The organism is Pontibacillus yanchengensis (assembly GCF_009856295.1).
In the GTDB taxonomy this organism is placed as follows: domain Bacteria; phylum Bacillota; class Bacilli; order Bacillales; family BH030062; genus Pontibacillus; species Pontibacillus yanchengensis_A.
In genome coordinates this window covers 838440-859831 of the sequence record NZ_WMEU01000001.1, presented here as the reverse complement: position 1 = coordinate 859831, position 21392 = coordinate 838440, and the positions used below count along the sequence as shown (strand labels likewise).

Genomic DNA, 21392 nt, shown 5'->3' with positions numbered 1-21392 from the left:
GAAGTTTTAAAAAGTGATTCCAATGAAATGATAGCTTACCATTAGTAGAAAAGGAATACCTTTTGTGAAAGAAAATAATAGAGAATGATTCCAAGCTTCTAATTAAGCTGAAGCGGAATTAAAAAAAGCAATCATGTGTTGATTAAATTCATCGGGGCGCTCCATGTTAACCATGTGCCCACACCGCTTCATAATATGTACGGACGTCGTTTGCGATTCTTCGATTTTTTCCATTAAGGAAGGGAGCAGCGTGTGATCCTCTTCGCCAGAAATATATAAACGTGGGACATTTGTTGCGTTAATTCGTTCATCATATATTTGTTCGATTCTTGAGATAGCATGTAGCCAATAAATAAAGTTTTTTCGTCCTAGCAAAGCGCCTTTGTCCATGATGATATTATTAGCCGGTTGGTGGTTCTCTTTTGGCATCATATAGATCATTAACTTGCGCATATACCATTTATATGGAAGGAAATATATCCATCTCTTTGCAATTCGTAAAAAACGCATCGCCTCTGGTGTGAATGCAATTGCGGCCCCACCAAGAACTGCTTTTTTTACACGCCACGGTTCTTGTAAGATAAGTTGATGTATAACTATCGTTCCTAATGAAACACCTACAAAGTATGCCTTTTTTACGCCTACATGATCGAGGACTTTTGTTACTTCTCGAATTGTATGATCAAATGGTTCTTTCATATTCATAGGTTGGTCCTTTGATTGATAGTGCCCAGGTAAGTCAATGAGAAGTACATTAAAGTACTTGCTGAGCTCATCCAGCTGCCCATCAAAAATAAAATGCCCTGTACAAACGGCATGTAAACAAACAACCCAGTCTTTTTTATTATTGTGATAGGTTTTATAAAAAAGCACGCACAGGTTCACCTCCTAGTCTTTTCCTATTATAAAGCATTTGAACCAAAATAGAAAAAGGTCGAAACTGAATGCATCCATATTTTATTATTGAACAATAAAAATTCCCTTCATGATCTTTGCTAATTCTAAAACGGCATCTACACCAAACTTCACACCAAATCCAATTAATAAAATACTTGCGGTACCATTTACTATTTTCATTACAAAAGGAGTCATCAATTTTCGTCCTTAAATGTATGGTAAAAGAGAGGTTTAGATTCCATAGACCTATGCCAATAAACACTAGACTACTCAACAAAAAGGAGTGAATCGTGTTTCCTTCTTGCAGTGCAGTGCTAAGAACAGAACCATAGATGCCAAGCCAGAATAATAAGTTCATAGGATTCGTACCCGCGATTGTAGCTCCGGTTAAATAGGATTTGATTGGAAGATTCTTTTTGATTGTTGTAACTCTTTCGTTTGATTCGTGTACAGAAGTGACTGAACCCATATTCATAATTCCAGAATGAATTAAGATAAAACAACCAAGCATCATTAAAGAAATCTTTACCCAAATAATACTGAGTAGCTGAGCAAGTCCAAAAAACATACCTACCATCAATAAGAGGTCGGAGGACATTCCTCCTAGTCCTACACAAAAAGAAGGCCAAAAGCCGTAAAGAAGTCCCCGCTTAATGATCTCAATATTGATGGGGCCTACAGGAGCAGCAATCGATAAACCCAGTACAATATATCCTACGACTAATGTAATCATTGGCATGTACCTTTCTATACTATAGCTTGTCTCTATTAGTACATGTAAGAAAGGCTTTAGTTAGTACTTTTTTATTCTTTGGAAAAAAATCCTGCCTAGGATAAGGGGGGGGGGGGAAGGATAATAAGAAAAGAGCATGAAGAGCTTGTCGAGCCGCGTATAAATCCTCTTTTAAATTAAAGCATTCGTTCAAACTCGATGGCATACTCTACCTGGCAAGGATTATAGTGCTATTTTGTCCGGTTATTTTATTCAAAAAAGGACCCCGGAACTGCGGGGTCCTTTAATCGGACATTTCAATTTTAAGTTCTTGTTCAAGTTTTTCTTCATCGTTACGAAAGCGAGCCAGATAGGTCACAATTTGCTGAATGCGAGGCTCTGGCAAATACACGCCGTTGTAGGACATATACTCGTTGACTTTATCTCGGATTTCCTCATCGGATATTCCCCACTCCGTCGGGTTCTCAGCGCGCATCGCCAAGGTCTCACTAACTTCCTCTTTGGTTTTAAGAAGTGCGTTTTCTAGAGAGCGGAGCTCCTCATCTGTCGCTCCTTCATCGCTATTCCATTTGCTCAATAAGTGTTGTACGGTTTTGATATGTTCACCCATGGTTGTAATCCCATCCTTTCGAGTGTGGTTACTATCATTATACGATATTTACAAAGGGAATTGGTATTTTATAAGAAATCCAATACATTTTGAACTTTATCGTCGGTTTTATCACGGTCTAATAGAGATACCCAGGAGGTGTCCAGAATATGTGTTTCAAAAAAATTCTATCTTTTTTTGGGTCTTCCTCTAATTGAAGAATACTATTTTGGCACCTAAACGAGACTATAAGAGGGAGTAGTAGTATATAATATTTTAATCCGATGATATAGTTGGATCTTTTGGATCCTTTTTTTTGCGATTGAAAAGGATGAAGATTCCTACGAAAATAAGAACGAGTGGCCAGAGTTTGGCTGCAAAAGCTATCCACGCTTGTGCAAAGAAAATGAGTGCTAAAATAGTCAATATTCCTACAGGGATTAATAATCCTCGATTTCGATACCCAAAAAACCATAGCTCAAATAACCCAAAAGCAGGTGCTAATAAAATCGTTGGCCATGTATAATCAGCGTATTGAAAATTGGTTAAGGTCTCTAAGTAAAAATGAAGGCTTAATATAAGTAAAATACCTCCAGGTACCAGCAACCCAGCTAATTCTTTGCGCATGCCTGATAAAAAGAATGCAATGTGGAATCCTAGTGCTGGTAACAGTAACGCGATAGGCCATGAAATGAATCCAAATTCAAACTGAATGAGTCCAAAGTTTTCTAAGAAGATATAACTTCCCATAATAATCAAAACGAGTCCTATCACAATATTGCTAATCTTTTCTTTACTCATGAATACTCCTTCCTTTCTATAACAGTAAAGAAAGTATGAGTTGGTAGCTCCAACGTCTTTCTTTATACTGTATATAGGGTTATACGAGGCAATTGATGTTAGCGTTTCATATTTTGTTCTACTCATATACATTGCTGCTGGAAGAACAAAAGCTCAGGGCGTCCGTTTAGCGACGTACAAACTGTCCAACAGTGATTTAGAGGAAGTTCTTGTCGCGGGCGTGTCCTCTATATTTAGTAAGTTATTCACACGCAATGATTTTTATAATAGTACGCTAGACAGAAAAAAATCCCTCTTTCCTAATAGAAAGAGGGGAGTGGCAAACAACTTAGGTAGCCCAACCATTTAGAATCATCCTGAACAGCGATTCTAAAAGTGACATCTTACCGGACGACTCTTAGGGGAATTCGTTCCCTACTTGTACTTGCTGATCGTTCATTGGTTAAGTCAATTTTTGTATCATTGTTATGGGCGAAACAACATGGAACAATTCGTTTCGTAATAGGTTCCTAACCACCTTTATGAATGTTATAAACCGCTAGAATATGATGTTGCTCATAGATGTCTAGTTCCAGTGCCAAGCGTAAGATAAGTTAACTTCGAATCCCTCATGCTTCCTGTCACCTACAGGGTGAATGAAGTTCGATTAGTTTCTCTGCGTCACGCAGTAATATCGAAAACCAATATCCTATAGATCGCAGAACACTAGTTGCTAAACAGGTGTTTGGGCTTTTCTTTATCACAGAGCATGTGTGTCAGGTTTAGCTTCTTGGTTGATGTTACGTTAACAACCGTTTTCTCAGTCCAGAAAGCGTAGTACTGATGCTACACGATTGAATCTGCTTTAGAATGTGTCCATCTTGATTCTTTATTAAGAGCCTACTTGATGTGGTGCCAGATACCCTTTCACTATTTCAAGTGTAGGTGTGGTGGGTACTGACTTTTTTCATGCAACATACACAGGGAGCAATGAACTTGATTTATTCCTAATTCGAAGTGAGTCAGATTTTCGAATAGGAGGGGAGCTCGAATGCTAGAGCATTTCATTTCTTATCCCTGCTTGTTGAATGGAAGCTTATCATTCAACGGATTGGTAGTTCTAGTGATTGTTTGAATCTGTTTTGGTCAACTTCAACCTTTTCCTCTTCGGTCGTTGATATGGGGTTACAAGTAAATCTTCCTCTACACAGGAGGTGTTCCCTATCCCTGACCATCATCGGGGTTCGTTATCTTAGGAACGAACTCGAATGGTTGAGCCACCTAAGTTGTTTGATGCTTTTTTTTGTGTTTGTTATCTTCTTTACATCTTTAGTATAGCACGTTTTTGGGAGAATCAACGGGTAATATGTGACGCTTTTGTGAACGATTTCACAATATGATGAGTTGTTCCTTTAAGATTGTTTTAAACAAGTTAGTGTACCACAATATAGATATGTTTTTTAGTAAGGGGGGGAGTTGGTTTTGACAGGTATATTAGCAGGAATCATCTTGTTTTTGGTGTTACTTGGTTTTGGCGCTTTTTTGGAGGTACGTGCAAAACTTTCTAGTCTGGAAGAAAGAATAGAAAAATTGGAAGGAGAGCAAGACAACTACCTTTGATTAAAAAGAAAAATTGGAGGATCGCTCATATATCAATCTGAAATCGCAATCAAAATTTTAAATCTCGATCATAAAACAAGGAAGTCGCTCATAAATGCCATGCTCTACTTCTTTGCACCACAGCTTCTTTTGTGTGAAGATGGAGAACAAAACAAAAAAAGACTTCCGTGCAGAAGCCCTTTTTTTGAAAAAAACTTACTTTGTATATCGGTTCGCATAACTTGATGCAGCATATGAATCGGGCTTGATTTTTACGTCAATCCCCATTTGATCAATGCGTTGAGTCATATCGGAAATAAGATGTCTTGTTAGCCCTTTGTGTCCTATGTCGAGATGAATTTCGAACGAGAAGGAAGCGCCTTTTTGTTCATAGGGTAGAAGGATTTCGGCTATTTCCTCTAAGTATTCGGGTGTGAAGTAAAAGGCGATGTCCTGACTAAGCCAGGTTTCGGTGGATATTTTTTCTTTTAGGCTGGTAATTGGTCTGCGCACAGTATGATTCCGTAAGCAGCCCCATGCACCTTTACCTATTCTGTGGATATGAATAGCTGTAATAAATCGGGTATAATCGCGATGTACGTGTGAATCGGAGCCTAGTGATAGGCGATACGAGGCAGACGGGTCATGTTCCACAAATTGCTTTATCCGTTCTTGAACATCCTCAATAGACATGTTTTGATTCGTTTGATTATAAAAATAGGGGTTTTCAAACATGTTTTCACCTCAATATACAATATGCGATGCTATTTCTATTTTATTCATAAACTCGAAAACTGTGTGTTAAATTCATGTAAAAATTCTATCTAAAAGAACATTTTATAGCAGCACACTCTTCTTGACTGAAAGAAACAAGTATATCTATAATAGGTACATCTTGAGGCTAGGTGAAAACATACATAGTGATGGACTAGCACTTTATTATAAAGGGTGGTTTGATGGCATCAACGAAGCAAAAAGGAAGCAACGCGTGGATTTATTGGATGATTGGCATTATATTAGCAGGTGCAATATTAATTGTTGTACTAGATCGTCAACTAGGTGGGGATGAAGGTAGTTCAAGTAATGGAGAAACAGAGTTAAGCTATGAGAATCAACCATTTATTGGGGAAGAATCTGCTCCAGTTGAGATTGTGGAATTTGGAGATTATTTATGCCCGCATTGTAAGACATTTGAAGAAAGTTTAGTACCACGAATCAAAGAAGCATTCGTAGATACAGGAAAAGCGAAGTTCTATTTTATGAATTATCCTGTCATTGGACAAGGTTCTGAACGGGCAGCTCAATTCGCTGAAGCTGTTTATCAAGAGCTTGGTAAAGATACATTCTGGGAGTTTCACAAGCATTTATTTGAGCTTCAGCCAGAGGATGCATCATTGGTTGATTATAACAAAGATTTCTTTAAGCAAGCGTTACAAGATGTAGTAGACGATGAAGCAAACATTGAAAAAGTTGTAACTGCCTATGATGAAGGTATGAAAGATGCAGTGCAAACGGACAAAAACATGGCACAAAGTCTAGGTGTGCAATCTACACCAACTACTATTGTGAATGGAAAAGTGTTTGAAGGAGAGACATTTGCTGATCTGGAAAAAAGAGTTGAGGAAGCTATGAACGAAAGTGAATAATATAGCCAAGGTGGTATCAGTTTTGAAACTGGTACCACTTTTTTGCCCTTATAAGTAATGTTTTATATGAGCGATAATTAGATTTCAACATCTACAAAGGCTTGCCGAATAGTAGTATGTCGGGGGGGGGGGGGAACTTTGACTGAGTAAATCCTTGAATGTGGTAAGATATAACAAGTATGATTTTTAAAAAAGGAATGTTGAAGGTGTTTTTTTTACAGATGTTAAGTCTAGATAATATAACACCTAATATGCTTGATGATTTTGATCGAATACAAGCATCACATCGTGTACTAGTTTGAACAGAAGGAGCTTTGCAAGAGAAGGATGAAGTTTTTGAGGATGATTGGACGGTAAATCAAAAGAGGAATATTGTAGAGCACTTTGTTCAAACAATCAACTACTTCAGTCTCCGTTGACGTCGATTCAAGGGTTTGCGCAAAGGCATTAAAGGACGATGTTATTCAAGATGAACAAGAAAGAAAAGAGTATTTGTCTATTATCGAGCATGAAAGTAAAAGGCTGTCCTCATTGAGTCAAAATTTATTAAAGCTTGCAACCTTAGATACAGATCACCCTCCATTTCATCCAATTGCTTCTTTAGAACCTCAATGGTCAGCTAAGGAGCAAGGGATTCATCTGAATATTGAAGACACAACGTTTAAGGCCGAGCAGGATCAACTTGAACAAGTTTGGATGCTTGACTTATCTACTTTATAAAAGCGTTCAAATACGCGGGATTGTTCTTCTTCTAAAATACCAATCCCACTATCCGATATAGATACGACAATATTTTCATCAACAGATTTTGTTGAAATATAAATCTTGCCCTTAGGTGGCGTGTATCGAATAGCATTGGTTAATAAGTTTAAAGGTGGTAATGGACTGGGATTATCAATTGCCCAGAAAATCGTTCTTCTTCACCATGGTTGGATTTCTATTGAAGTAAACCTGGAGAAGGTGCGACATTCCATGTTCATCTTCCAAAGACCATTGAGATTGTAAAGATTGAGTATTGAGTTGGTGCTCAGTCTTTTTCTACTTTCAGCGGTAATCGTCAATATTTTTTCATGGCTCCATCGCTAACTGGACGCCCTGATCTTTTGTTCTCGTCTAGCGAAATTATAAAATTCAACGCTTGTGTATAACAGTGATGTGGCCCCGTCCAGCTCCAGGGCCAGCGACTAGGTTGCCTTTATCTTTACGGGCTAAGGTGAAGTTCCATTAAGATCGCTACCTCACGTAGCAACATCGAACCAACCAACGTCCTGTCGGTAGTCTAACCGGGCGCTTACGCTTTTGATTTTTTGTTCATATACAGTTCATAAAACATAGATATAGTTATGCTAGATACATTTTGAAGGGAGTCATTTTACACAATGAATTGGATTACTAAATTCAGCTTAAAAAATACCATTGCAATTATCATTTTAACTTTATTAGTCGTAGTTAGTGGTGTGATAGCTACGAACAAAATTAAAGTGGAAACATTTCCGGATGTAACATTTCCTGTTATGACGGTTCAAACCGTTTATCCGAATGCCTCAACAGAGGATGTGGAGGAAAATGTGACTACACCAATGGAGGAGGCGCTTCTTAATTTAGAGGGGTATGATTCCATTTCGAGTACATCAAAAGAAAATGTTTCTATCATTACCATAATGTATCCATTTGGTGAAAATATTGAAGAAGCACAGTCTGATGTAGAGTCTGCTGTCAACAAAGTGACTTTACCTGATGATATAGACCCAAACGTACAGGCTTTATCCATAAATTCAACCCCAATTTATCAGGCTGCGTTATCTGCAGAAGATTTATCGAAACTCCAAGAAGATATGGAAACAAACATTGTCCCTAACCTTGAGAGTATAGAAGGGGTATCAAGTGTAGAACTAACTGGTAAACAGGATACCAATATTACTATAGAAGTTAAGGAAGACGAAGCTTCCTCATATGGGCTTTCTCTATCCACTATTAAAGATGCTATTCAGCAATCTGAATATAAGTTACCAACAGGTACACTTAGTCAAGAAGGAAACTCTATACCTGTTGAGATAAAAGGCAACATAGATGATCTAGATGCTATTAGAGAAATTGAAATCCCCCTTACACAAGGTGCTGGAGGAGCAGCAGGCCAGGGTGGCCCACCTCAGCAAGGTGGAAATCAGCAACAACAGGCTCCATCAGGTGGGAGCCAATCTCTTGGGGCACAAGCAGCAGTGCCACAATCGATTGTACTATCTGACATTGCTGAAGTGAAAAAAGATACCACTCGTACGGAGATCTCCAGATTTAATGGTGAAGATAGTATTTTGTTAGAAGTAATTAAATCACAAGAAGCGAACACAGCTGCGGTTGCAGATGAAGTGAAATCGTATTTAAACGACGCTGTAGAAGAAAATGAGTATGAGCTTTATACCGTGTTAGACCAAGGGAAAGAGGTAAATAAATCAATTTCTGCCTTACTTAAAGAAGGTGGATTTGGAGCTCTATTCACTGTAGTCGTAATTTTGTTATTTTTACGTAATATTCGCGCAACGGTCATCGCGATTCTTTCTTTACCGATTTCCATTTTTGGAACGATTGCTTTACTAGAGCAATTCGGTTATACCTTAAACATTATGACGCTTGGCGGTTTAGCAGTAGCAGTAGGTCGAATTGTGGATGACAGTATTGTCGTTATTGAAAACATATATAGGTGGAAGCAACAATACCCAGAAATGAAGCAACGAGAACTCGTTTTCAAAGCGACAAAAGAAGTGATGGGTGCCATCGCGTCATCAACCATTGCAACTATCATTGTATTTTTACCACTCATGTTTGTAAGTGGAATCTTAGGAGAGTTCTTCAGGCCATTTAGTTTAGCTGTAGTATTCTCTATTTCGATTTCCCTTATTGTAGCTGTTATGCTTATTCCTGTTTTAGGTAAATTCTTCTTTACAAACGTGACGCACAAATCAGGTAAAGTGAGAGGGAATTCCTGGTATGAGCGCTTCTTGAGAGGGTCCTTGAAGCGTAAATGGATCGTATTTGTATCCTCCATTGTACTGTTATTCGGTTCCTTTTCCCTTGTTCCCGCATTAGGAGTTTCCTTCTTACCAACAGAAGGAAGTGAAACATTTGAAGTTGAAATGACCCTTCCAAAAGATGTGACTTTACAAGATACGAGTGAAGTAGCTGAGAAAATAGAAGAAGAACTTTCAGATGAAGAGAACATTAACTACAATCAAGTCTCGATTGGTTTCGCTAGCCAACAACAAATGCCTGGTACTGTAGCGAATACAAATGAGAATGTAGCGCGCTTCTTTATTGAACTGAAGGAAGATATACCCATTGATGATGCTATGCCAACTTATGAACAACAAATAGAAGAGATGGCTCAAGATGAATATGACGAAGCTACAGTCAAAGCGACAGAGATTCAACAAGATGGACCTCCATCAGGGAATAGTATTGATATTAATCTATACAGTGATAATTTAGATAGTCTCGATCGAGCTTCTACTCAAATAGAGAAGCTTTTACAAGAAGACGATCGAGTAAAGAACATTACAAATGATATGGAAGATACAAAGACGAAATATCAAATTGTAGTGAACGATGAAGGTGAAGAATTAAATGTAAGCCCGTTCCAGTTAATGCAGCCGATTCAAGAACGTCTTCATAGTGTGGATGGTGGAACCGTTACGCTTGAAGATAAAGAATGGGAAATGGAATTAACGTTTGATGAGCAATTTAATTCCAAAGAAGACTTGCAAGACTTCACAGTAAAAACTATAGAAGGAGAAAAACGTCTAGAGGAAATTGCAACGATTAATGAAGTGCAAGTTCCTGCAGCTATCAAGCACCAAGACGGGGAAACTGCAAGCACGGTATCTGCAACCATCAAAGGGGAAGATACGGCGAAAATTTCGAGCGAAATTCAAGAAGATGTAGATGCATTATCTCTACCAAATGATGTAGAAGTAGATTTATCTGGTGGGCTTGAAATGATAACAGAAGGTTTCTCTGATCTAGGCTTAGCAATGGGAGCGGCTGTAGGTTTAGTATTCTTAGTATTGAGTATTACATTCGGTGGTATTATTACACCAATCGTCATTCTCTCCTCTCTCATCTTTGTGCCTGTTGGATCCTTAGCTGGATTGCTTATTGGCGGACAAACGTTATCAATGAGTGCGATGATTGGAATGCTTATGTTGATTGGAATAGTTGTAACAAACGCCGTTGTTTTATTAGACCGAGTGGAGGCAAATCGTAAGGAAGGTATCGAATTAACCGAAGCGATTGTGGAAGCATCAAAAACACGCTTACGTCCGATTCTGATGACAGCACTTGCTACAATATTTGCTTTAACACCACTAGCGTTATCGAACTCTGCATCTGGCCTTATTTCCAAAGGTCTTGCAATCACCGTAATAGGTGGACTAACAACATCAACATTGTTAACACTTATTTTCGTGCCAGTATTTTATAAAGCACTTGGTAAGTATCGCAAGATTGATACAGATCATAGTATATAATGATAAGAACAGAACCGAATGGGGAGGCTTCCATTCGGTTTTTGTTTGGGTATTTATGTAAAGATATATAATTACGGGTCCGATATTCGCCCATCATGCATAGGATGGTTTTATCAATGTTTGAAGGGAATGAAATGAAATGTATTATGTTCCGACTGTTCATCCTTACCCATTAAATGCTCCATTGTACAATGCTGAAATGATGTCACGTAGTAATCAAGGAAATGGAAATCAATTAGTAGAAGCATTACTAGCAGGAATTAAAGGTAAAGCTACTACCATAGATTTTTACAATCGTTTAGCAAGGTTGGCACCAAATCAAGAAGCGTACAACGAAATAATTGTTATTCAAAATGAGGAAAGAGTGTTTTTAAGACAATTTACTGACATGTACACCGCACTTACTGGAATGCAGCCTGTGTACCAAATCGATCAAGCTCGTTTTGCCTATTATGAAGAAGGGCTGCAAAAGGTGTATGAGCAACAAGTGAGAAATTATGAAGAATGCCATAAAGGTTACTTACTTAGTCAACATTTACCACTACGTGATTTATTTTTAGGTGCATGTAATCAAGAGGCAGAGCATGCAGAACGATTTTTTTCTTTTGATGGAAGAATCGAATTAAAGGATTATGGTTCGGAGCCATTTGTTGTGGACATTGAAGAAGCGACTACAGAAAATGATACGTTTCGTACTGCCTTATGGACAGGAGAGCATTTTCAAGTTACTTTGATGAGTATCGATGTAGGGGATGATATCGGTTTAGAGATTCACCCTAATTTAGATCAATTTTTACGTATTGAACAGGGGCAAGGTTTAGTTCAAATGGGAGATAGTAAAAATCAAGTAAACTTTGAGGAAGAAGTTTTGGATGATTATGCCATTATGGTACCTGCTGGTAAGTGGCACAATCTCATTAACACTGGAGATGTACCACTCAAGCTTTATGTGATTTATGCACCTCCTGAACATCCATTTGGTACTGTTCATAAAACGAAAGCAGACGCACTAGAAGCGGAAGGGAACTCATACTAATAATTTATAGATTCGTATGCAAGTATAACGCAGTCCACAATTCGTGGATTGCGTTTTTTTTAATGGTCTAGGCACTATAAACGGGTTAAGTTTGTGGATAACTTGATAAAGTGATGTGGCCGCGTCCAGCTCCAGCGCCCAGCGACTAGCAAACTTCCTGCCCCTCCTTCCGATAAGTCAACATCGAATCGCTACGCTTTTCGTGTTTCCTTTATCTCATACGGAGCCGTCCAGTTAGTACGTCGCTAACCGGGCGCTTGCGCTTTTGTTCTTTAATAGTGATCCATATGGCGTTACTATTCGATTACTTAATAAGAGAATAAAACAAAAGTAAAGGAGATGGGAAATGAGGATGAAACAACTGAAACGTATTTGTGTAACGATAATAGCAATGACATTATTATTACCTTCATTAGCTTTTGCAGATGGAAAGACAGCCGATAAGGCTTCCGCTGCCAACACATCAGCTGCTGACTTCAGATCACAGTTAGATCAATTACTGTCAGAGCATTTTGTACTAGCTGTTACGTATATGATGAAAGCTTATGAAGATGCACCTGATGCTGATCAGGTTTATGAAAAGCTTGATCAAAACGCTCAAGATATGGCACCTGCTATTGCTTCTATATATGGAGAGGAAGCAGCATCGACATTTGAAGAAATTTTCCGAGGACATAACGATTATTCAAATAACTTCGTCAAAGCTGCGAAGAATGGTGACCAAAAAGCACGCAAGAAGGCAGAACAAGAAGTAAAAGAATTTGTTAACGAATTTGGAATGTTTGTTGCTAAAGCAACAAATGGAAACCTTTCAGAAAAAGCAGCTAAAAAAGTAATTCAGACTCATGAGCAAGATGTTGTGAACACATTTGATTATTATGTAAATCAAGAATATCAAAAAGCCTATGAATCATTCCGTACAGGATTTCACCGGATGTTTGATATTAGCAAAGCCCTGTCTACAGCCGTTACAAAGCAAATGCCACAGAAATTTAATCAGACGATGGCTAACGCTCCAGCAGCCGACTTGCGTTCCTCTTTAAATGCATTGGCTTCCGAGCATTTTGCTTTAGCTACTCTAGAGATGCAAAAAGGCTACAATCAGGCTGAAGATTATGACTTTGTAACATGGGTGGAGAATCAACACACAGAGGAATTTAAATCAGCAATCAAAAATTTATATGGAGAAGAAGCGGCTTCTATGTTCGAAAAAGTGTGGCAACAAGACCACATTAATGCTCAAACGAACATCGTGACCGCTACACTTGAAGAGGACCAGGAAACAAGACAAGAAGCGGAAAAGAGTTTGAAGATGTTTGCCGATAACTTTGGTGCCTTTCTAGCAAAAGCAACAGATGGCAATATGCCTAAAGATGCTGCTTCCGAAGCAATTTGGATGCATGAAGAAGATATACTAGAAACATACGATCATTACGTTTCAGGAGATTATGAAAAAACATATAACTCCTTTAGAGATGGTTATGCATTTATGTTTGGTATTGGTGAAAAGTTAGGAAGCGCGATTGTTACCCAAATGCCAGACAAATTCGAAGCAGAAGCAATGCCAAACACTATGCCTGACACAGGTATGGGAGGAGCAAGTGCACAGAGTCATTCCATTTCAACATTACTATGGATTACATTTGGGATGTTAGCTCTTGGTTCTGCAGGTTTCCTGTATCGAAAAAAATCACTGCAATAAATAGAATGGCAGGGTAGTAGAGTTTACATCCCCTACCGTTCTAGATCTTTTTTTATGGAAGAGGTGATGAGAGAGTGGATAGAGATTGGAAAATATATTTTACAGTAGTAGGGTTCCTTGTCGTATTGATGATTGGATTTGAAACGAACGTATGGGCGAAAATCACAAATTCTTCCTCTGGACAAGCAGGGATTGAATTGAACTCCAACCAGTATTTAAATGAGTTGGAGGACACATCAACTGCTTCCTCTAATAAGGTGAAAGAGTTCACTGTTTTGAATAAGAAAAAGTCAATGGATGAAGTAGATTTTGAGATAGAAAAGGAAGAAGAAGACAATGGCATCGTACCAAAGCATATCAAGATACCTGCTATCGATGTTGATACAGATATTTTAAATGTTGGGATTCTGGATAATGGTCAAATGGGGGTTCCAGACGATACGGTGAATGTCGGGTGGTTTGAGCCAGGAACGAAACCAGGCAATACAGGTAATGCTGTGATGGCTGGTCACGTTGATAGCTACCAGGGAGCTGCTGTGTTTTTCTATTTGAAAGATTTGAAGAAAGGCGATGAAGTCACCGTTACGAATAAAGATGGAGAAAAGCGTACGTTTGTGGTACAAAAACTTGAAAGCTACCCAACTGAAAAAGCTCCTATTGAACAAATTTTCGGTAAAACAGATAATCAAAACTTGAATTTAATCACATGTACTGGAACCTATAATCATGACAAACAAGACCACGAAAAACGACTTGTCGTGTACACAGAGTTGAAGAAAGAAAAAGAAGATTTTCATGTTCCAAAACCAACAAATGTGGAAGTGAACGGTACATTTGTCACATGGCACGCTGTACGAAAGGAAGAAGTAATTGGTTACCGGGTGTATGAGAGTAAAGATGGTGAAACGTATAACAAAGTTGCTAGCATAGATTCACATGAACGAAAAACCTACTCTGAGCCTAATGCATCGAAATACTCTTATTATGTAACAAGTGTAGATGAAGATGGAAATGAGTCAGATCCATCGGAAAAAGTGAATGGAAAGGATTAGACCCAGGTAGTGAGCCTGGGTTTATTTTTTTAGGGAGAGATGCTGGTATGAAAGGAGCGGATAAGAGGAAGAGAAGCGAGCATATCTCAATCTAAAGTTACCAAAAGCAAGATCACTAAACATAATGAACCATGCAATACCGAAAAACTGTAACCAATCGAGCTGTTTCATCGTCATTAATAGTAACCAGTGTTCCAAATCTTTTAGGGAGGGTGGTTCATGAAAAAGTTCAGTATCGTTATGATGATGTTTGTGCTATTGAGTTCCATTTTCTTCTCGTTTATCCCCACACCCGTTCAGGCATGTTCTTGTGTGATGCCTCCGTCAGTTGAAGAGGAGGTAGAGAAATCCGCGGCGGCTTTCACAGGAGAGGTCACCCATATTGAAAAGAAAAACCGTTCGAGAAAAGTGACATTCGAGGTTTCGAATACATGGAAGGGTGTTACTAAATCTCAAATTGTTATTTCTACGGGGCTTAATAGTGCTGATTGTGGGTTTCCATTTGAACTTGGTGGAAACTATCTCATTTACGCTAATGAATCTTCCATGTATGGAGGAGTAGACGAATTGAGTACGACAATTTGTAATAGAACAGCTGCTATTGAGGAAGCTCAACAGGATTTAGAAACACTTGGTGAAGGAGAGCCTCCTACTGAAGATGTGAATCTAGATGATAATGCTAATAACGGACTAATCTATGGGGCTAGTGTAATGATTGTGGTACTACTTTCTTTTGTATTGTGGAGGAAACTGCGCTAGTCATTTAAAGGATTTTTATGGTAAGTCTCGAAGTGTGAACAGAGGAGAAAACATGTATTGGAGGGTTCCTAATGGTGCCGCAACGGATAAGTTTAATCACACTAGGTTGCAAGAATCTCCCTGTTCTTCGAGACTTTAATGCATATTTAGGTTGGAAAGAAACAGGGCATGGGTATCAGGATTATGCAGTTTTTAAAACTGCAGGAGTGATGTTATCCCTATATCCTCTAAAATCATTGGCAAATGATACTGGTTTAGAAGCCCAAAAAAATACTAGTTCATTTAAAGGTGTTAGTTTTGCCATTAATGTGGATACTCCAGAACAAGTGGACGATACAATAGGTGTGGTTCGTGAAGCAGGAGGAAAAATTTTAAAAGAACCTAGTAATGAAGGGCACTTTCGTTCTGCTTGCTTTGCAGATCCTGAATATAACGTCTGGGAAATAGCATATAACCCTGACTCAACATTTGATGAACGCGGAGCCATGCTTACAATTTAAAAAAAGGGCGAAGAAACAATGTTAGATCAAGCAATACAGCTACTACAAGACCATCAATTCGAACAAGCACAAACTATCTCGTGAAATTGGTAGAAACCTCACCTGATCATGCTGAGACCAATTTTTATTGTGCCGTCTCCCATGACGCGCTTGGTATGGAACGAGAGGCGATCCCTTATTATGAAAATGCTTTATCAAATGATATAGATGGGGAACTTCGTGAGAAAACATACGTGCAATTAGGGAGTAGTTTTCGATGCATTGGTGACTATTCACATGCTAAAACAACACTAGAAAAAGGTGTTGAGGAGTTCCCGGATAATAGTGCTATCAAAGCGTTCTTAGCACTTACGTTACATAACCTTAATGAAGATGAAAATGCATTAACTATGTTGTTGAACCTTCTATCCACCTCTTCTTCAGATCCTTGGATTACCAAGTATAAAACAGCTCTAGAATTCTATTCAGACAATTTAGAGAAAAACATGGTAAAGGCAGGTGAATATGGTGATGAACAATAATGACAACAATTTTAATGATGTTACAGATCATCAAAAAAAGATTGAAGGACTTTCATTCACTAAAAGTGGACGTCTTCCGTTGCCAATTCGAATAATAGGTTATTTTCTTACGGGTGGTATTCTACTGATGACAGTAATCGCATTTGTAGCGAACTTGGTTTTGTAATATGCAAACGAGTATTTTTTATATTACATGTTTTCCTTCACCTCCTCACATACTACATGTTAAAAAAGAGGTGATCATATGACTCAGAATACAAGCGAAACACCAGAGTATATCGTTTTCAAGGATGAACAAGGCGAGGAGCAACAATATAAAGTCGATGCACTTGTTGAGATGAATGGCAATCAGTATGTGTTATACACGCATGAAGGGGAAACAAAAATGAATCGGATAGAGCATGAAAATGATGAGGCTACGCTTTGCACGGTTAGTGATGAGGAAGCAGAAGCATTGATGGACGCATATCGGAAAGGGCTAGAGGAAGATTTAGAAGAAGAGCAGTAGGAGTTAGTAATATGAAATGTATGCATTAATAAAAAAGGAGCCTAATTAGGCTCCTTTTTAAAAAAGAATATATATGTTCTGGCTCTTACATGTCTAAGGCTCAAGCGCCCAGCTACTAGCCAAGTTCCTGCTTCCTACTTACGATAAGTCAACATCGAATTACTGTAGCTCCTCGTGTATCCTTTATCTCACACGGAGAGAAGTTCGATTAAGACCGCTGCATCACGCAGCAAACATCGAACCAACCCACGTCCTGTGGGCAGCAGTTTGTACATCGCTATACAGGCGCTTGCGCTTTTCAGTTAATCTTACTCTCAAGCTAAATGTCTGACTTTGTGGTTGCTTGCCAGGTGTTGGATGGTTGGCATTTTGGAGACATCCATATTCCCGCCACTGACTACGATTCCTACATTTTGTGCGTTTAGGTGTTTCCCGTGTGCTAGTAGGCCTGCGAATGCTGATGCTCCAGCACCTTCTACGAGGCTTTTGTTACGTTCGAGCATATAAAGCATTGCGGATGCAATATCTGGCTCAGTGACGGTGACAATTTCATCTACATATTGGTTGATGATTGGGAATGTCGCCATACCTGGTTGTTTCACGGCGATGCCGTCCGCAATTGTTTTGACTTGGGTTAGAGAAGACGCTCCCTTTTTGTAAAAACGATTGTATGTTGCACTCGCTTCTTTGGCTTGAACACCGATGACGTTAATATCGGGTTTTATCGACTTGGCGGCGACAGCCACTCCACTAATCAGACCACCTCCACCAATGGGAACAAGAAGTGTATCTAAGTCTGGATTTTGTTCGAGCATTTCTACGGCAATGGTTCCTTGGCCGGCCATCACGTCAACGTCATCAAATGGATGCACGAAGACACTGTTGTTCTGCTCTTGATCCTCTAGTGCGGCCTGATAGGCTTCTTGAAAGGATTCACCGGTTAACATGATAGTGGCTCCATATGCTTTCGTAGCCCGAATCTTCGCCTCTGGTGTATGTTCAGGCATATATATTTTTGCTTCGATGCCTCGTTTGGAAGCGGCTAGTGCAACGCCCTGCGCATGATTCCCTGCGGATGCGGCAATAACCCCTCGATTCGCTTCTTGCTGCGTTAATTGTGAGATCTTGTAGCTGGCACCTCTTACTTTAAAAGCGCCGGTTTTTTGTTGGTTTTCCATCTTAAAGAAAATGTTTTTCCCAGTCATTTCGTTAATGGATGTTGATGTTTGTAAAGGGGTACGATGAACGATATCTTTAAGATGATTCATCGCCTCCGTGACTTTCTTTCCTGTTAAGCAATTCCCAATGTCTTCACACTCCTAATGTTTGTTTAAATGTCTAGCTCTAGCGCCTCCCCCTCGGGGTGAGCAAGGCGCTAGCGCATTTGTTCTTCGTACTCATCAATTTTATCCTGCTTAGTTAGTGTAACGGCAATTTCATCCCAGCCGTTAATAAGCATTTCTTTAGAGTAGTTATCAATGTCAAACTGTGCATGAAAATCATACTCATCTGAAACAGTTTGATCCTCAAGATTTACCGTTAGCGGATAATCTTCAGCTTCTGCACGGTTCATTAATTCCTGAGTTTGCTCTTCTGATAGTGTAACAGGTAAGATACCATTTTTCACACAGTTATTATAAAAAATGTCAGCAAAACTTGGTGCGATAATAACTCTGAAACCAAAGTCTTCTAATGCCCAAGGGGCGTGCTCACGAGAAGAGCCGCACCCAAAGTTTTCACCAGCAACTAAGATGGTAGCGTCTTGATATTTTTCCTCGTTTAAGGAGAAATCCTCTTTAGCTGTACCATCTTCGTAATACCGCCAATTATAGAAAAGGAATTGGCCGAAGCCTTGGCGTTCAATTCGCTTCAGAAATTGTTTAGGAATAATTTGGTCTGTATCTACGTTGGCGCGGTTTAACGGATAAACCTTGCCTGTGTGTTGTTGGATTGGTTCCATGATATCCCTCCTATAGTTAAAAGTTAAACCGGCTGCTCGGTGTATTGTCTTACGTCTACAAAACGACCTTCAATCGCAGCAATTGCAGCCATTTCAGGACTAACAAGATGAGTTCTTGCGTCTGTACCTTGGCGGCCTTCGAAGTTACGGTTGGATGTTGATGCACAACGTTCTCCTGGTGGAATGATGTCGTCGTTCATCGCTAGACACATGCTGCAACCTGCATCGCGCCACTGGAATCCAGCTGATTTGAAGACTGTATCCAATCCTTCTGCTTCTGCAGCCTCTTTGACTGATTTAGAACCAGGTACAACTAGAGCGTTGATAGAAGGATGAACCTGCTTACCACGAACAATATCAGCGGCTTTTCTCAAGTCACTTAGACGAGAGTTCGTGCAAGATCCAATAAAGACATGCTCTAGCTGAATGGAGGACATAGGTTGACCAGCTTCAAGATCCATATATTCTAGTGCACGTTGAATTTCAGCCTTTTCATTCACAGTTTCTCCGCTTTCAGGAGTTGGAACTGTCGCACTAACTGGAACACACATGCCAGGATTCGTACCCCATGTTACTTGAGGTTCCACTTCGTCAGCATCAATTTCAACTGTCGCATCATATTCAGCTCCTTCATCTGTTGCAAGAGCTCTCCACTCTTCGACTGCTTTCTCGAAGTCCTCTCCTTTTGGAGCATGGCGTTTTCCACGGATATACTCAAAAGTCGTTTCGTCAGGGCTGATTAATCCAGCACGAGCACCTGCTTCGATAGACATATTGCATACAGTCATGCGCTCTTCCATCGATAGAGATCGGATGGCTTGGCCAGTGTACTCAATAATGTAGCCTGTTCCAAAACGGACACCGTATTTTGCGATGATGGCTAGGATTAAGTCTTTTGCAGTGACGCCTTTGCCAAGTTCCCCGTTGACTTTTACGTTCAATGTTTTAGGGCTAGCTTGCCATAGCGTTTGGGTAGCAAGAACATGCTCAACTTCACTAGTTCCGATACCAAATGCAATAGCACCAAACGCTCCGTGTGTTGATGTGTGGCTATCACCACAAACAATTGTTTTCCCCGGGTGGGTTAAACCAAGTTCTGGTCCGATTACGTGAACGATACCTTGATCAGGGTGATCGATATCTGCAAGTTCTACACCAAACTCATTACAGTTTTGCTTAAGTGTTTCCATTTGTTTTTTTGACACTTCATCTTTAATGACATTACGGTGAATCGTTGGCACGTTGTGGTCCATTGTTGCGTACGTCAATTCTGGGCGACGGACTTTACGGTTATTTAGGCGAAGCCCCTCAAATGCTTGAGGGGAGGTTACTTCGTGTACTAGATGAAGGTCAACGTATAGAAGGTCCGGTTTACCTTCTTCTTGATGAACCAAGTGTTTATTCCAGATTTTATCGATGATTGTTTTGGGCTGTGTCATTGATTCCACTCCTTCTTGCTTAGGCTTTCTATGCGTAGCATGTCATGATACTATTTGTTGCGTCTTGAGATGTTACATGTTCAAGTACGCGTCGTGTCATTTCTTTCGTACCTACAAGCTGGCCATTCTTAACATCTAAATCTCCTGTGTGATAACCATCTTGAAGTACTTGTTGTACAGCTTCTTCAACGATGTTCGCTTCTTTTTCAAGATGGAAGGAATGGCGAAGCATCATAGCGGTTGAAAGAATCATAGCTAAAGGATTGGCTACGCCTTTTCCTGCAATATCTGGCGCTGAACCATGTACAGGTTCATATAATCCAACACCGTCATCTCGTAAACTTGCAGAAGGAAGCATACCTAGTGATCCTGTTAAGACAGATGCTTCATCACTTAAGATATCTCCAAACATATTTTCCGTTACGATGACATCAAAATCAGTAGGAGCTGTAATGAGTTTCATAGCAGCTGCATCGACCAATTGATGTTCTACAGTGACATCAGGATAGTCAGCCTTTTTCTCTTCGACAACTTCACGCCAAAGTTTACTAGATTCAAGTACGTTTGCTTTATCTACTGAAGTTAGATGCTTTCGACGAAGCTGAGCACTTTTGAAGGCATTATCGACAATTCGTTCAATTTCATGGCGTTCATAAGCTAGTGTGTCGACTACAGAATTCCCATCGTGGCTTCGTTCGCTCGGCTTTCCAAAATAAAGACCACCTGTTAGTTCACGGACAATCAACAAGTCACTTCCATCTACTACCTCATGCTTGAGAGGGGAGGAGTGTAGAAGTTGTGGGAAACCTTTAATAGGACGTAGATTTGCAAAAAGCCCTAAAGATTTACGAATACCAAGTAATCCTTTCTCAGGTCGAAGGTGGGAAGGATTGTTATCCCACTTAGGACCTCCAACAGCTCCAAGGAGGACTGCATCGGCTTGCTCGCAAGCTCGAACGGTATCTTGGGGGAGGGGAGTGCCTTGTTGATCAATGGCAACTCCACCGATATCATGTGTGTGGTACGTGAACGTATGGTTGAAACGTTCCGTAATGGCGTCTAACACTTGCCTAGCAGATTGGATGACTTCACTACCGATGCCATCCCCTGGAAGCAAGACGATTTGTTTTTCCATTAAAAACATCCTCCTT

General features: G+C 39.7%; 22 protein-coding genes. 12 read left to right on the top strand and 10 right to left on the bottom strand.

What is annotated here, in order from left to right:
* Positions 1-102: 102 nt before the first annotated feature.
* The 4 genes from GLW08_RS04160 to GLW08_RS04145 all read right to left on the bottom strand — a co-directional run bounded on the left by GLW08_RS04160 (position 103) and on the right by GLW08_RS04145 (position 3020).
* Positions 103-873: an alpha/beta fold hydrolase gene (locus GLW08_RS04160; protein ID WP_160847296.1), complete on the bottom strand. Its 771-nt coding sequence runs from the start codon at positions 871-873 to the stop codon at positions 103-105.
* Entirely contained in the window at positions 860-1630 is a 771-nt protein-coding gene (locus GLW08_RS04155; RefSeq protein ID WP_160847295.1) for a LysE family translocator, read from the bottom strand. The genes GLW08_RS04160 and GLW08_RS04155 overlap by 14 nt, the downstream gene beginning before the upstream one ends.
* 283 nt (positions 1631-1913) lie before the next feature.
* Positions 1914-2240 carry a DUF1002 domain-containing protein gene (locus GLW08_RS04150; RefSeq protein ID WP_160847294.1) on the bottom strand — a complete coding sequence of 109 codons (327 nt, stop codon included), beginning with the start codon at positions 2238-2240 and terminating at the stop codon, positions 1914-1916.
* Positions 2241-2495: 255 nt separating this feature from the next.
* Positions 2496-3020 (bottom strand): LiaI-LiaF-like domain-containing protein, encoded by a 525-nt coding sequence (locus GLW08_RS04145; protein ID WP_160847293.1) that lies wholly within the window; start codon positions 3018-3020, stop codon positions 2496-2498.
* 1461 nt (positions 3021-4481) lie between these two features.
* On the opposite strand from GLW08_RS04145, the gene GLW08_RS04140 reads away from it, so the two are divergent.
* Complete coding sequence (locus tag GLW08_RS04140) at positions 4482-4619, top strand: hypothetical protein (protein ID WP_160847292.1); 138 nt, start codon at positions 4482-4484, stop codon at positions 4617-4619.
* Positions 4620-4814: 195 nt separating this feature from the next.
* Here GLW08_RS04140 and GLW08_RS04135 read toward each other — a convergent pair whose 3' ends face one another.
* Positions 4815-5333 carry a ribonuclease H-like YkuK family protein gene (locus tag GLW08_RS04135; RefSeq protein WP_160847291.1) on the bottom strand — a complete coding sequence of 173 codons (519 nt, stop codon included), beginning with the start codon at positions 5331-5333 and terminating at the stop codon, positions 4815-4817.
* Between the two features lie 221 nt (positions 5334-5554).
* Here GLW08_RS04135 and GLW08_RS04130 point away from each other — a divergent pair, with 221 nt between their 5' ends.
* A complete protein-coding gene (locus GLW08_RS04130; RefSeq protein WP_160847290.1) occupies positions 5555-6244 on the top strand; it encodes a DsbA family protein in 690 nt (229 codons plus the stop codon).
* A gap of 384 nt (positions 6245-6628) precedes the next feature.
* The gene (locus tag GLW08_RS04125) at positions 6629-6964 is read left to right on the top strand and encodes a HAMP domain-containing histidine kinase (protein ID WP_160847289.1); all 336 of its coding nucleotides are present in this window, start codon (positions 6629-6631) and stop codon (positions 6962-6964) included.
* Here GLW08_RS04125 and GLW08_RS22370 read toward each other — a convergent pair.
* Entirely contained in the window at positions 6922-7062 is a 141-nt protein-coding gene (locus GLW08_RS22370; protein ID WP_423808689.1) for an ATP-binding protein, read from the bottom strand. The genes GLW08_RS04125 and GLW08_RS22370 overlap by 43 nt on opposite strands.
* A 561-nt stretch (positions 7063-7623) precedes the next feature.
* Here GLW08_RS22370 and GLW08_RS04115 point away from each other — a divergent pair.
* The 9 genes from GLW08_RS04115 to GLW08_RS04080 all read left to right on the top strand — a co-directional run bounded on the left by GLW08_RS04115 (position 7624) and on the right by GLW08_RS04080 (position 16842).
* Positions 7624-10764 (top strand): efflux RND transporter permease subunit, encoded by a 3141-nt coding sequence (locus tag GLW08_RS04115; RefSeq protein ID WP_160847288.1) that lies wholly within the window; start codon positions 7624-7626, stop codon positions 10762-10764.
* 139 nt (positions 10765-10903) lie between these two features.
* Positions 10904-11800, top strand: coding sequence for a cupin domain-containing protein (locus GLW08_RS04110; protein WP_160847287.1), 897 nt, complete (start codon positions 10904-10906; stop codon positions 11798-11800).
* A gap of 346 nt (positions 11801-12146) precedes the next feature.
* Positions 12147-13502: a copper amine oxidase gene (locus GLW08_RS04105; protein WP_237458294.1), complete on the top strand. Its 1356-nt coding sequence runs from the start codon at positions 12147-12149 to the stop codon at positions 13500-13502.
* Between the two features lie 74 nt (positions 13503-13576).
* The gene (locus GLW08_RS04100) at positions 13577-14554 is read left to right on the top strand and encodes a sortase domain-bontaining protein (protein ID WP_160847286.1); all 978 of its coding nucleotides are present in this window, start codon (positions 13577-13579) and stop codon (positions 14552-14554) included.
* 219 nt (positions 14555-14773) lie between these two features.
* A complete protein-coding gene (locus GLW08_RS04095) occupies positions 14774-15313 on the top strand; it encodes a hypothetical protein (protein WP_160847285.1) in 540 nt (179 codons plus the stop codon).
* A 71-nt stretch (positions 15314-15384) separates the two neighbouring features.
* Positions 15385-15813 (top strand): VOC family protein, encoded by a 429-nt coding sequence (locus tag GLW08_RS04090; RefSeq protein WP_160847284.1) that lies wholly within the window; start codon positions 15385-15387, stop codon positions 15811-15813.
* Between the two features lie 80 nt (positions 15814-15893).
* Entirely contained in the window at positions 15894-16334 is a 441-nt protein-coding gene (locus GLW08_RS04085) for a tetratricopeptide repeat protein (RefSeq protein WP_160847283.1), read from the top strand.
* A complete protein-coding gene (locus GLW08_RS21575) occupies positions 16324-16500 on the top strand; it encodes a hypothetical protein (RefSeq protein ID WP_202406378.1) in 177 nt (58 codons plus the stop codon). Before GLW08_RS04085 ends, GLW08_RS21575 begins: the two co-directional genes overlap by 11 nt.
* A 78-nt stretch (positions 16501-16578) precedes the next feature.
* Positions 16579-16842, top strand: coding sequence for a DUF1292 domain-containing protein (locus GLW08_RS04080; RefSeq protein WP_160847282.1), 264 nt, complete (start codon positions 16579-16581; stop codon positions 16840-16842).
* 314 nt (positions 16843-17156) lie between these two features.
* Here GLW08_RS04080 and ilvA read toward each other — a convergent pair whose 3' ends face one another.
* The 4 genes from ilvA to leuB form a co-directional block, all read right to left on the bottom strand.
* On the bottom strand, positions 17157-18110 hold the full coding sequence (gene ilvA, locus GLW08_RS04075) for a threonine ammonia-lyase (protein ID WP_160847281.1): 954 nt from the start codon (positions 18108-18110) through the stop codon (positions 17157-17159).
* A gap of 107 nt (positions 18111-18217) precedes the next feature.
* Positions 18218-18802: a 3-isopropylmalate dehydratase small subunit gene (gene leuD, locus GLW08_RS04070; RefSeq protein ID WP_160847280.1), complete on the bottom strand. Its 585-nt coding sequence runs from the start codon at positions 18800-18802 to the stop codon at positions 18218-18220.
* Between the two features lie 23 nt (positions 18803-18825).
* Positions 18826-20241 (bottom strand): 3-isopropylmalate dehydratase large subunit, encoded by a 1416-nt coding sequence (gene leuC / locus GLW08_RS04065; protein ID WP_160847279.1) that lies wholly within the window; start codon positions 20239-20241, stop codon positions 18826-18828.
* 28 nt (positions 20242-20269) lie between these two features.
* Positions 20270-21376: a 3-isopropylmalate dehydrogenase gene (gene leuB / locus GLW08_RS04060; RefSeq protein ID WP_160847278.1), complete on the bottom strand. Its 1107-nt coding sequence runs from the start codon at positions 21374-21376 to the stop codon at positions 20270-20272.
* Positions 21377-21392: the final 16 nt, after the last annotated feature.